Origin of the sequence: Microbulbifer sp. ALW1 (genome assembly GCF_009903625.1) — a bacterium.
Taxonomy (GTDB): Bacteria; Pseudomonadota; Gammaproteobacteria; order Pseudomonadales; family Cellvibrionaceae; genus Microbulbifer.
Window position 1 is genome coordinate 3,632,506 of sequence record NZ_CP047569.1, and the last position, 12,926, is coordinate 3,645,431.

Genomic DNA, 12,926 nt, shown 5'->3' on the forward strand with positions numbered 1-12,926 from the left:
CAGCACCTTGACTCGCTTGTGCCGCGGTAATTACCGCGGTTTTTTTTGCCCCGCATTCCCACGCGGCACCAGCCAGTCACAAATCGTTGGGACAAACTTCCTCACCTCAACTGTCACCGCTTGTGACAAAGTGCTAAATTTGACGCCAAATGCCTCCGGCAGTGGACCAGACAATAAGAGGTACCCCCATGGTTCAGTTAGTCGTCGATTCCGGCTGCGATTTACCTGATGAATTTTTGCGCAAATACAATGTTGCGGTATTGCCGCACAGTGTCAGCGTTGGCAAAGACTCTTTTGGTGACCAGCGCAACCCCGCACAGATGAGCCACTTCTACGCTCGCTCCCTGGTTGACCGCTCTCGCCAGGTCAATTCCGGCCCAGCTGGTGAACCCGAGATCGAAAAGGTCATTTCCAGACTGATTCGCCAGGGGCAGACGGACATCCTGGTCCAGACCATCAATGCCGCCAACAGTCCCACCTACGCCAACGCGGTCAATGTGGCGCGCAAACTGGGTAGTGACACGGTGAACATCAACACCGTGGATTCCCACACCCTCTTCTCCGGCCAGGGGCTACTGGCGCTCTACACCCTGTCGCTGATCCAAAAGGGACTTACCGGCGCACAAATCAAATCCCGAGCGGAAGAATTCGGACGCAAAATGGTGGGCTATGCAGCCATTCAGGATGTTTACTACCTGCGCGAACGCGGCCGCCAGAAAAATGAAAAAAGTGTGAGCTGGCTGAAGGCATTTATGGCCCGCTCCCTCGACCTGCACCCGATTCTCTCCATGACCTACCAGGGATCTGCGGTGGCCGACACGGTAAAAACCTACGACGGCTGTACCCACCGCCTGTTCGAACTGGCGGAAGAAAAAATGGCGGCGAATGAATTACTGATGCCTGCAGTGGTCGTCAGCATCGCCGGTCCTCTCAAGGATCTTGAGAAGGTACCCGGATTCAAGGCGTTTGAAAAAAAGGCTGCCGAGCACAAGGTAAAAATCTACCGCTCGGTGATGAGTCTATCCGGCGGTATCAATCTCGGCCCCGGCACCGTGGCACTGGCCATCGCGGCCAAATAAGATTCGTCGTTCGCATCAGACGACGTCAAATGTCGTCTGACTGCTCCCGCCCCACCATCGATGTCGAGCAGAGCGACGCAGAAAAACAAAATACACCTGATCCATCTAGACTGAGGAAAGCTGTTTTACGACCTTTCCCCATAGGTGAAAAAGATGTATCAACGTTTCGCCGCGTTTTTTGCCCTGATCTTCACCCTGTGTAGTGTCAACGCAGTCGCTGATTCCGACCTCGCCAAACAACTCAGTAACCCGGTCTCGGATCTGATCAGCGTGCCCTTCCAGCACAACTGGGATAATCGTGTTGGGCCAACAGAAGGCGGACGCAAGTACACCCTGAATATCCAACCGGTTATCCCTATATCTATCAGTGAAAACTGGAACCTCATCAGCCGAACCATTCTGCCGGTGATCAGCCAGGAAAACATTTTTCCCGGCAGCGGAGACCAGACCGGCCTCGGCGATACGGTGCAAAGCCTCTTTTTTTCGCCAAAGCAACCAACCGCCGGCGGTATCACCTGGGGCGCAGGTCCGGCCTTTTTACTGCCGACAGGGACAGAGCCGCTACTGGGGACGGAAAAATGGGGCGCCGGCCCCACCGGCGTAGTGCTTAAACAAGCGGGTCCCTGGACCATTGGCACCCTTGCCAACCATATCTGGTCCTTTGCGGGCAGCGATAACCGCGCCGACGTTAACAGCACCTTCATCCAACCGTTCCTCGCCTACAACACCCCCACATCCTGGACCTTCACCGTGCAAACAGAGTCCACCTACGATTGGGAAACCGAGCAGTGGAATGTGCCGGTGCACTTTCTGGTGGGTAAGGTATTTACGGTGGGTAAGCAGACCTATCAGGTAACTGCTGGACCACGGTATTACGCGGAAAGCCCCGACGGCGGCGCCCAGGACTGGGGCTTCCGGCTCGCCTGGGTAATGCTGTTCCCCAAATCGAAATAGCCAAGATCCCGTTTCGTTAGTATTGAAATTTTCTGTCAGCGTCATTCCCTGAGGGAACAGGTTATGCAACAACAGCAACCGAGAAAATTGTGCACCGCAAAAAAAATGCTGCCGCTGTTCATCGCCGCACTCGCGACACCCGCAGCGCAGGCGGGTGGCATCATGTTGTGGCAGATAGGTACACCCACCCTCGGCACGGCCAGCGCTGGCTGGGCGGCAATGCCGGAAGATGCATCCACGGCGTTTACCAATCCTGCAGGCACCGCGTGGCGAGACGTTACGGAAATACGTGCTGCGGGACAGGCACTTTACGGCGATGTGGGATTCACCGATGGCGGCCTGAGTAATGTACCCGGCAATGACGGTGGCAACCCCATTGAGTGGTTTCCCGGCATGGGCGCCTTCGCCGCGGGCAAACTGACGGACAACATCGGCTGGGGTTTTGCCATGGCCGGCAACTTTGGCCTGGGACTCGATTACCACGACAACTGGGAAGGCCGACGCTTTGTTCAGAACGTGGACCTGCTGGGCATGAGCCTGATTCCCTCCCTCAGCTGGCAAATAAACGACTGCCTGTCCGTTGGCCTCGGCCTGAATGCCATGGCCAGCTATTTCAGTTTCCAGTCGGCGCCCCGCGCAGGATTGATCGATGAAGACGCCTACCTGCGCTTCAAGGATCTGGATATGGGGTACGGTGGTAACCTCGGCATCATCTACCGCCCGGTGAGTGGCACCACCTTCGGTATTACCTACACCTCCAAGGTGGAGTTTGAATTCAAAGATGACCTGAAACTGCGGGATTTCGGCCCACTGTTCGAGCTGGCCGTTGGCCGCTTTGACGGCACCCGCACCACCATTGATATCAACGCGCCGGCAACAGTCACCGCCAGCCTGCAACAGGAGCTGACCGACGCCACCACACTCTATGTGAACCTGGCGTGGCAGGACTGGTCCGAATACGCCGGTGTCAGCCTGGCCCTGGACAACCCCGCCCAGACCTCCGTTAAAGTCGACCGTGGTTATAAAGACACCGGGGCTTTCGCACTGGGAGTACGCCATGAGTTCAATCGGGGCATGTTGGATGGATGGTACCTGTCTACGGGTATTGCCCTGGAAAGCACCATGGCGGAAACCTATGCCATTACCGCCGATACCGTGACCAACGAATCCGTAACATTCGGACTGGGGGCAGGCAAGGAGCTATGCCCGGGAGTCACCATGGATATGGGCTACAACTATGTTTCCCTGGGTGATATCGACATCAACCAGCAGGGGCGCCCGCCCTTCAGTCCACGCCTACAGGGTACCTATGAAGACACAGTGCTCCACTTCCTCGGCGGCTCCATTCAATTTGAATTCTGAGAATTTCATGGGTCGCCAGGAGGGCACAATATGAAGACGCTGACACTTCTATTTTTCTGCCTTGCGCTCGCCAGCTTCGCGCTCTGGGCGCAGCAAGATGCGGAACCGGATACATCACTGCACGAATCACCGAATACCGCCATTAACGAAGCGGCAGCGGAAGCCAGAAAAATTGTGCGCGCCCTTGAAGAGCATCTGTCGGGGAAGCCCCGCCTCACCTACGAGACCCAACTCACCTCCGATGTCGTGCTCGACAACGGACAGAAAATCCAGATCGCCGGCACCACTAAGGTGTACTTCAAGCGCCCCAACCAGCTGATGGTGGAACTGGAAACCGACAGTATTCGTCGACAGATTTATCACGATGGCAAACAGCTGACGGTGATCGCGCCCAACGAAAAATATTACGGCACCATTGAAGCAGACTCCTCCAGCATCGAAGCCATGATGAGCGCCGCCAATGACTACGGCCTCCAGGTTCCGCTGGTAGACCTGATCGCCTGGGGCGCAAAAGGGACCGAGGCGCTAACAGTAGACTCTGCCACCTATATCGGCGAAACCCGGGTACAGGGTAAAGCCGTGGATCACTGGGCGTTTCGCGGCCCCAGGCTGGACTGGGAGGTTTGGGTAACCCAGGGGGAAGACCCACTGCCATTGAAAATTTCCACCGTCAGCTACCACGATCCCAGCCAGCCGCGATTTACCGCCATCATCAAATGGAACGAGCGCGCGTCTATCCGGGACAGCCTGTTTACCCCGAAGATGGACAAAGACTTCCGCAAAATTCCGTTTAAGAAACTGCAGCCGGCCAACGCCGCAGATGCGAACACGATGGAAGAAAACAACGGACGCAAGGAGGCAGGCAGTGAATAGCCCCTCGTATTTCAAACCCTCGACACTGACCAGAGTCCTTGCCACACTGGCCGCGACGAGTGTCCTGCTGTGGGGCGCCAGTGCGGCCCTGGCACGTCCGGGGTTCGGCGGTGGACACTTTGGCGGGCCAATGATGAATATTCACCCCGGGTTCGGCGGTGGAGTGGGAATTCGCACCATGCGACCAATGCGGCCGATGCGGCCAATGGATGGGGGAATTCACCGGGTACCGCCCTACCATGGCCCGCGCCCGGAGCATCTCCCACCCCATGGCGGCGGCGGAGATCATCATCACAATGACCACCACCACGGCCACTACTGGCCCTACCCCGCCCCCGGATACTGGGCCGGTGTCGCCACCGGCGCGGCAGTCGGAGGCATGGTGTACAGCCTGCCGGGAGAGTGCGTAGAGCGGGTCGTCAACGATGTCACTTACAAGAACTGTGGCGGTACCTGGTATCGCCCGAGCTATGCCGGTACCCAGGTCGTCTACGAAGTGGTGCCCGCGCTGAACCGGCACCAAGCGCGATCTGCCTTTCAAAATCCACTCGTCAGATTTGCGACTCAACCGGCAACCAGGAAAGCAGCCAGGACAGCGTCCGCTGCCACCAGGTAGTTTCCGGGTCTTTGTGCACTATCAGAGGATTTCCTTCATCATCCTGCGCGTGCCATTCAAGCTGATTGGCGTTTGACAGTTTCACCGCCCAGGCCGAGTCTGCCGCTACCCAATCTTCAAATAAGTCCTGAAGCTGCTGGTTGATCTCCGCATTTTCCATCAACAAGCCGATCTCGGTGTTGAGCAATAGTGAACGGCCATCGAGATTGATTGAACCGACAAACCCGAGATTGTGATCAACCACAAAGGTTTTCGCATGCAGCGTTGCCCGGGACTCTCCTCGGAACCATTTCTTGCGTCGCTCTTGTCCCGCTACCGTGCGCAATTCCCACAGGCCAACCCCCGCTTGCAACAGGCGTTTGCGATAGCGCGCGTAAGCGCCGTGCACAATAGCCACATCGTTACTGCTCAACGAATTGGTGAGAATTCCGACATTAACCCCCCGCTTCTCCAACCCCGTAAACAGATCGGTACCGATGACACCGGGAATAAAATACGCCGCGCTGATATTGAGCCGCTCGCTCGCGCCCTGAATGATTTCCTCCAACTGGAATCCTGGATATTCCTCGCGGGGAATATTGTCTTCACCTAGTGCTTTTTCCGGAGGATCGGCCAACAGCCGCGCTTTTCCCCATTTGAAAGGCAGGTCACCATCGGACAACTCCGCGGCCAAGCGGCTTTGCTCCAGCGCGCGGGAAAATTCACTGCCCTTTTCCTCCGCCAGCAGCTTGCGGGTGCGCTTGCGCAGTTCATCCAGGGTGTGCGTCTCGTCATTCGCAATCAGCAACTCAGACACAGGGACCGAAACCTGATTGTTCCAGTAGTTATCGAAGATTTTCCCCGCCTGTGGTAATACTTCGCCAATGGCCAGCAAATCCACATCGAGAAACTCGACGGTGGATTTGGAAAAATACCCATCGGCAATATTGCGCCCGCCGGTAATCATCGCCAGACCATCGGCCACCAGCAGCTTGTTGTGCATGCGGTGATTGATGCGCCCCAGATTCACGGCCTGCTCCAACACACGCTTGGGACCGCTGCGCCCCTCCACCGGATTGAACACCCGGATTTGCATATTCGGGTGCCGATCCAGGGCCAGGATCCAGGGATTGACGACGCGGGTGCCGAGATCGTCCACCAGCAGGCGTACGCGTACGCCGCGATCCGCCGCCTTCAACAACAGGCTGGTGAGCAGGTGGCCGACACTGTCGTCTTCGTAGATGTAGTACTTGAGGTCAAGGGACACCGTCGCCTCTTCGACCAGCACCGCGCGGGCCACAAAGGCCGACAGGCCATCAGACAAGAGGTAGAACCCGGAGTCGCTCGCGGGCTGTGCCGCCAGGGCGTCGCGGATACCCACGGCAAGCCGGGAGTCGGTGGCGGGTTTCAGGCTGGTTGTCACGGTTCGCTGTTTTGCGGTCATCCCGGTACCGGTATCCGAGGGGTCCCCACAACCCGACAGCAGCGCCACCAACAACGCCACCAATAACGCCACTAAAAAGGCCAGGTTCAGTAAACGAGTTGCGGGAACTGGAATCATGATGCTGAACAATTCGACCTGGTAACACAACACGCCCGAGCGTCACGGGGATTCACAAGCGCGGCGCCGGGTCTTCAGAATACAGTCTAGTCGTTCACTCGCTGCTATCCCCTGTCGGCACCGGTTCGCCCCCGTTCACTCTCGGGCGTGGGGAACCGGTGGCACTGCGGCTATTCCATTGCCGCGTGATCCTTTGCAGGCAGATGTTCCTCTTTACCCTCTCGTTCGGTCAGCGCGGGATAAAAGTTGAGGACGCCATCCTCGATGGGCGCTTTCAGCAGTATCGCTTTATCCCGCTCGTAATCATTCAGCAGTCGCCACGGGTAACTGGTGCCCTGGCGGGGCAGCAGGTGGTCGGCCCTGGCCACGTAGCCGGACTGCAGGGCCGCCATTACCGACTCTTCTGCGACACAACCTTCGCGATCAACCGGCAGGAAGACGCCGTAGCCTGATGCCCGCATGTGCTTGAGCAAGCGGCCGATATAGGCGCCGGACAGATCCGACTTCAGTGTCCAGGCGGCATTGGTGTAACCAAACACCCAGGCCATATTGGGCACCCCCTCCATCAGCACGCCCTTGTATGTCAGGCGGTTGCGCATATCCACCGCCTGGCCATCCACTGTGAGCGACATGCCGCCAAGTAGTTGCAGCTTCAACCCGGTCGCGGTGACCACCAGATCCGCCGCCAGTTCGGTACCGGATTTCAGGCGAATGCCATCTTCCTTGAAACAGTCAATTTCGTCGGTCACCACCGCCGCGCGCCCGGACTTGATGGCCTCGAACAGATCACCATCCGGCACGGCGCACAGGCGCTGGTCCCAGGGTTTGTAGCTCGGAGTAAAGTGGCGCATATCCGCGCTGCCCGCCAGAGACTTCCTGACACCGCGCAGCATCAGCTGACGGATGAGATTTGGCCAGCGTTTGGAGAGCTTGAACAGCAGGCGGTGCAGTGTCAGGTTGCGGCGCCGGGCAAAGCGATATACCCAGGATTCCGGCAGTAGCTTGTTCAGCAGAGCCAGCAGATGATCGCGGCCCGGCATCGACAGAATATAAGTCGGCGACCGCTGCAGCATGATGACCTGCGCAGCCTGCTCCGCCAGCGCCGGTACCAGGGTGACCGCGGTGGCACCGCTGCCAATCACAATGACCTTCTTGCCGCGGTAATCCAGGTCCTCCGGCCAGTGCTGCGGGTGCACCAGTTGGCCCGCGTATGTTTCCTGCCCGGGAAACGCCGGTGCGTGCCCCCCGGCATAGTCGTAGTATCCGGTGCATGAGATGAGTACCGAACAGCGGTAGCGCACTTCTGCACCGTCACACTGAGCAACCAACTCCCAACGCTGCTTGGCGCTGTCCCAGTTGGCGGAGATCAAGTCGACGCCGAAATGAATGCGCTCACTGACGTTATACGCCTCGGCGGTTTCCGCCAGGTACTGGCGAATGGATGGGCCGTCGGCCAGAACCTGGTCGCCGTTCCAGGGACGAAAGCTGTACCCGAAGGTGAACATGTCGGAGTCCGAGCGAATCCCCGGGTAACGGAACAGATCCCAGGTGCCGCCGATACGCTGGCGGCGCTCCAGAATCGCGAACTGCCGTTCGGGGCAGTCGCGCATCAGGTGACAGGCGGTGCCGATGCCGGACAGGCCGGCGCCGATGATCAGGGTCTCAAAATGGTGCACAGACATCGCTTACTATCGCGTCCTCACTGGGATTGATTATTGTTTTGCGTCCAGTGTCGCCACTTTTCCGGCACTTGTGAAGCCCATTTGTAGTACTCGAGAACCCTCAACAAGGGTGAATGGCCTCCCACTTTCTGCAATTGTCTACCGCTACTTCAGTGCCGCTACCTACACCTCTACCAACGCCAGCCGCCGGCAGTGTAGAACCCAGGCACACTCCGCCACCTCGATTAAGGTTATTTAAGGCCACCGGTTTTTAATGGCGTCCGCGAATAACAGTAAAAAATACCGCCCCTTCTAAAGAAGATATTTATCTCTTTTGCTCCCCACACTGCAATAGCGGCACTTTTAAAACGTATTCTCATAAAACCCGAGATTTATTTAAAAAATGAAAAATAAAAAGCACCTACCGAGAATCTTTTTCTCTTTGAGGGCTGAATACTGCCCTTCGCGAATCCACAAGCCGGGTTAAAAAACTCATCGAGTTTCTCTCCTGTTTGTTAACTCCATCAACATAAAACCACCATTATAAAATCGACACCCCGGTCAAAAAACCACACCAGAAAAAACAAATTCCTCAAATTGTTTGAACCACTTAAAAAATCCAAAAATATTACAAATGACCGGTAGACAAGAAAAAACGCTCGTACATAGAATCGATCGGGTAGGTTAATACCAACACCTAGTTTTCCAACCATCCCGCATATTGGCGCCAGCCACAGTGCTAAAGGTTTTGAAGTAGTTATGCACTATCCGAGCAGTTTCGTTGTGACCTGAAAGCACATCAGACACCTCAATATTTCTTGCACCAAATCCGGTCGCGTGAGCCCCAGCACAGTGCACCGATATTGCTATACGCTCGTGAAATTGAATGCCCACTCTGACCGCGTACCTGCCGCATGCATCGATTTGCGATTGGTTAAACGGGTCGTTGGTAAAATAAAATTCGAAAGATAAGGCCAATAAAATGAAACACTTTTTCGGAGTGCGTCGTATTGCCGCGGCAATCATTGCCGCCTCGAGCGGACTGGCGACAGTTCCCGCACTCGCACAGGCAGAATCCCTCAGTGAAGCCCCCGCCGGTGGCGAACTGATATTCACTTTAATCACCGGTGACAAGGTTTCTGCCGTTATTAAAAATGACGGCGCACTCGCCGGCATCCGGCTTCTTGGCGAAGACGGCAATGAAGTCGTTACCAGCATTTTCCAGTACGGCAAGGGTACTTATGTCATCCCACCGAAAGCGCAACCGCTGGTGGATGCGAAAGCCGTGGATCTGGAGCTGTTTAACATCAGCAAGCTGCACGAAAGCGGTTACGACGACGCGTCTACCAGCAAATTACCGGTGATCGTCGAATATACCGATGGCGCCCTCGCGGGTGCTGCCACTCCGGAAGTGCTCAACGGCATGTCGTTGACCGGTGAAATTGAAATCATCGACAGCGCGGCGTTTGGCATCGATAAATCGCAAGCCGCCGAGGTCTGGGCAAAGCTGACCAGCAAGGGCAACGTGGAAGGCGTATGGCTGGATGCGTTTGTGCACGCGCACAAGGTTTCCAGCGGGCAAACCTTGACGCCTACGGTTCCGCTCACCGGCGCCAAGGGTGAATTTGCCGCGCAGTTTAATGGTGACGGCGTTACCGTCGCGGTACTGGACACCGGCTACGATGTGGAGCACACCGACCTCGCCGGCCAGGTTATCGCCTCCATGGACTTCACCTACTCCCGCAACGGCGTGGACGACCTGAATGGCCACGGCACCCACACTGCCTCCACCATTGCAGGTACCGGCGCTGAGTCGAATGGTCTCTGGGCGGGTATGGCACCCGGTGCCGACCTCGTCATCGGTAAGGTACTCGGCAACACCGGTGGTGGCTCCACCTACGGCATCATGAACGGCATGATCTGGGCGGTGAACCAGGGCGCCGATATTGTCAGCATGTCCCTCGGCGGTAGCGCCACTTCCTGTGAAGGTCCGATGGTGGACCTGGTGGAAGCCCTGAGCGACCAGGCCCTGTTCGTGATCTCTGCCGGCAACAGCTTTACGCGTGAAACCGTCGGCTCTCCCGGTTGCGCGCCGAGCGCACTGACCGTGGGTGCTGTGGACCGGGAAAACCAGACCGCCGTATTCTCTTCCCGCGGCCCATCCCCGGACGGCCACTCCGCCAAGCCGGATATTACGTCCCAGGGCGTGGATGTGGTTGCCGCCGCTTCCGGTGGTTTCGGTGATACCGGCTACGTTTCCCTGTCCGGTACTTCCATGTCCGCACCGCACGTTTCTGGCGGCGCGGCCATTCTCAAGCAGTCGCGCCCGGACCTGACCCCGCGCCAGCTGAAAAAAGTGCTGACCTCTTCCGTAGCCCTCACTGACGCACACGTGCTGGAACAGGGTGCCGGCCCCATGGATGTCAACACAGCCGTGGTACAGGCGGTCGTCGCCGAACCCAACCGCGAACTCGGCCGCTTCGCCTACGGCCAGGCCTACGAACGGACAGAAACCTCCGTGACCCTGGAAAACCTGTCTGGCGAAGACAAAACCTTCAAGCTGAAGCTGGACCTGATCGGTGAAGACGGCTCTACCGAGCTGCCCGCCACCATTGCCGGCCTGGGAATAAAATCCATCACCGTGCCCGCCAACAGCAGCGCCGAAGTACCGGTTTGGATAGACCCGGAAGTATCCCTGCGCAGTGGTGCTTACGGCACCATCACCGGCCGCATTACCGGCACCAGCACCGGTACCAACGACGAACGCATCACCGTGCCGGTTTCTTTCTGGATCGACCAGCCCACCGTCGAGCTGAGCTTCAACGTCACCGACAATCGCGGCAAACCTGCAACGTCGCCGTCGAAAATCTATCTGATGAACGACGAGGACGACTGGGGTCGCTATGTAAGCCTGCAAAATGGTGCAGCTAGCGTTGAGGTACCGGAAGGCGAATACAGCATTGTCGCCAACATCATGACCTACGATAACGACGCCGATTTCGGCGGCCTGGTGGAATCTGCGGCGCAAATGGCGGTACTACGTCGCAAGGTCAGTGCGGACACGCATATCGATTTTGACGCGCGCGATGCACAAAAGCTGGAATTCAAAGCAGACCAGCCGCTGGCGCCGCAGGGCTACTCCTTTGGCTTTACCTACGCGCTGGACGACGCCAAGGTCGCCAAGCTCGCGGCCATCGAACTGGCTCCGGACTACGTCGACAACTTCTATGCCTGGTCCCAAGGCCATGACGACCGCTTCCGCTCCTTTGTGACGACCCGCGCGGTAGCACCGGAAACCGTCATGACCATGGAAAACGGCGAAGTGCTTGAATACGTGAATCAGGGCCTCGCCCTGGGTTTCCACGGCGAAGGCAGTGCTGAAATCGTCCCTGTGGGTGATGCCGGCTACAGCACGGACTGGTCCCAGTTTGACCTGGAAGGAAAAATTGCCCTGATTTCCAACCCTTATTACCTCACGTCGTACATGGTCGGTAACGCCATGAGCGCCGGCGCCATCGGGGTGATCGCCTACCGTCCGAATACCAACGGCCGTTTCAAGGGCACCATTTCCGGCACGCCGAAAATCCCTGCGGTTGCCCTGAGTGCTGAACAGGGCGCGCGCCTGCACGCCGAAGTGGAAGCGGGCAACAACAAGGTCAGCTGGTCAGGTATCGCACCGGAGCGCAGCCCTTACGCCTACTCCATCAATCACATTACCCTGGGCCAAATTGACAGCGGACTTGTGCGTATCCATGACGATCAGATGCACAAGACCACTGCCCAATACCATTCCCAGAACGGTGACAGACCCGCCTGGACCGATGTGATGGCGATGACCAACAGTACCGGCGAATTCTATTCAACCGGTAGCCCGCAGATGGTGATGACACCAGTGAAGCGCGATGAGTACTACACCGCCACCAGCAGAAATGCCTGGACCAATATTGTGATGCCGTACCATCAGCTTAACTCTAGCGGTGGCTACTTCGACGGCCCACGTCTGATGACCGCCGGCACCAAAGAAGAAACCACCTGGTTCAAGGGGCCTCGCAGTAGCACCCTGTTGACCAGTGGCTCGCCGATTGCTTATCGCAACACCAACGCTATTCAGTTCAGCTTCGCGCCCTTCGGCGACGCGTCCGGACACGATGGCACCGGCGGTTACAACGGCTCTTCCGCGTACGGCATCCGTGTTAATGGCGAAGCCCAGTACCTGGACGGCGGCATGCTCACCGTACCCCACGGTGCAACCCAGATCACACTGGAAACCCGCTACAACGCCCGCGGCGTGGGCGAGCGCTCTCCCATCGGTGACGAGCTGGGTTCCTTCTTCCAGGGACTCTACACCTTCAACACGGACAGTAGCCTGCAAGGCGCGCAGTCTGTGCTGATGCCGGTCATTGATCTGCCGGTTAGTGTCGAAAATACCGCGCCCGCCGGCGAGCCGATGGAGGTCAAACTTTCCGGTGTCACCGACCTGGGTGAAGAGGAGCTGGCTTCGGTATCCCTGCAATACGGCTACGGACAGGAGTGCGTACTGGACTCCGTATTTGCCTATGTTTACTGCCCGGTGAACACCAAGTTCTCCGCCAGCAGCTGGGTAGACGCGGAAGTGAAAAACGTCGATGGCGAGTGGATCGCGGTCATTCCCAATGACGCGCCTGCCGGCGACTTCGTGCACCTGCGGGTAGAAATGAGCAACCAGCAAGGCAGCCACTCTGAGCAGACTACTCTGCGCAGCTACAAGCTGAATTAATCTTCAGCCAGTAGCGTAACTGCGAGCCGCCAGTGCGAATGTACTGGCGGCTTTTTTATACCCGCAATTCACAAGCACATAGTAT

General features: G+C 57.4%; 8 protein-coding genes. 6 read left to right on the forward strand and 2 right to left on the reverse strand.

Annotated features, from left to right (window positions below):
- Positions 1-188 precede the first annotated feature (188 nt).
- The 5 genes from GRX76_RS15065 to GRX76_RS15085 all read left to right on the forward strand — a co-directional run bounded on the left by GRX76_RS15065 (position 189) and on the right by GRX76_RS15085 (position 4,884).
- Positions 189-1,079, forward strand: coding sequence for a DegV family protein (locus GRX76_RS15065; RefSeq protein WP_160154063.1), 891 nt, complete (start codon positions 189-191; stop codon positions 1,077-1,079).
- 153 nt (positions 1,080-1,232) lie between these two features.
- Positions 1,233-2,033 (forward strand): transporter, encoded by an 801-nt coding sequence (locus GRX76_RS15070; RefSeq protein ID WP_160154064.1) that lies wholly within the window; start codon positions 1,233-1,235, stop codon positions 2,031-2,033.
- A gap of 63 nt (positions 2,034-2,096) precedes the next feature.
- The gene (locus GRX76_RS15075) at positions 2,097-3,395 is read left to right on the forward strand and encodes an OmpP1/FadL family transporter (protein WP_160154065.1); all 1,299 of its coding nucleotides are present in this window, start codon (positions 2,097-2,099) and stop codon (positions 3,393-3,395) included.
- A gap of 30 nt (positions 3,396-3,425) precedes the next feature.
- Positions 3,426-4,268: a DUF2092 domain-containing protein gene (locus tag GRX76_RS15080; RefSeq protein ID WP_160154066.1), complete on the forward strand. Its 843-nt coding sequence runs from the start codon at positions 3,426-3,428 to the stop codon at positions 4,266-4,268.
- Positions 4,261-4,884: a hypothetical protein gene (locus tag GRX76_RS15085; RefSeq protein WP_160154067.1), complete on the forward strand. Its 624-nt coding sequence runs from the start codon at positions 4,261-4,263 to the stop codon at positions 4,882-4,884. The genes GRX76_RS15080 and GRX76_RS15085 overlap by 8 nt, the downstream gene beginning before the upstream one ends.
- Here GRX76_RS15085 and GRX76_RS15090 read toward each other — a convergent pair.
- On the reverse strand, positions 4,820-6,424 hold the full coding sequence (locus GRX76_RS15090; protein ID WP_236250393.1) for a phospholipase D family protein: 1,605 nt from the start codon (positions 6,422-6,424) through the stop codon (positions 4,820-4,822). The two genes, GRX76_RS15085 and GRX76_RS15090, sit on opposite strands and share 65 nt — an antisense overlap.
- Before the next feature lie 170 nt (positions 6,425-6,594).
- Positions 6,595-8,106, reverse strand: a complete 1,512-nt coding sequence (locus tag GRX76_RS15095) for an NAD(P)/FAD-dependent oxidoreductase (RefSeq protein WP_160154068.1) — start codon at positions 8,104-8,106, stop codon at positions 6,595-6,597.
- A 961-nt stretch (positions 8,107-9,067) separates the two neighbouring features.
- On the opposite strand from GRX76_RS15095, the gene GRX76_RS15100 reads away from it, so the two are divergent.
- Entirely contained in the window at positions 9,068-12,841 is a 3,774-nt protein-coding gene (locus GRX76_RS15100; RefSeq protein ID WP_160154069.1) for a S8 family serine peptidase, read from the forward strand.
- Positions 12,842-12,926 lie beyond the last annotated feature (85 nt).

Excerpts from the sequence above, each read along its gene's own strand:
- GRX76_RS15065 (WP_160154063.1), top strand. The coding sequence starts at position 189 with ATGGTTCAGTTAGTCGTCGATTCCGGCTGCGATTTACCTGATGAATTT.
- GRX76_RS15070 (WP_160154064.1), top strand. The coding sequence starts at position 1,233 with ATGTATCAACGTTTCGCCGCGTTTTTTGCCCTGATCTTCACCCTGTGT.
- GRX76_RS15075 (WP_160154065.1), top strand. The coding sequence starts at position 2,097 with ATGCAACAACAGCAACCGAGAAAATTGTGCACCGCAAAAAAAATGCTG.
- GRX76_RS15080 (WP_160154066.1), top strand. The coding sequence starts at position 3,426 with ATGAAGACGCTGACACTTCTATTTTTCTGCCTTGCGCTCGCCAGCTTC.
- GRX76_RS15090 (WP_236250393.1), bottom strand. The coding sequence starts at position 6,424 with ATGATTCCAGTTCCCGCAACTCGTTTACTGAACCTGGCCTTTTTAGTG.
- GRX76_RS15095 (WP_160154068.1), bottom strand. The coding sequence starts at position 8,106 with ATGTCTGTGCACCATTTTGAGACCCTGATCATCGGCGCCGGCCTGTCC.
- GRX76_RS15100 (WP_160154069.1), top strand. The coding sequence starts at position 9,068 with ATGAAACACTTTTTCGGAGTGCGTCGTATTGCCGCGGCAATCATTGCC.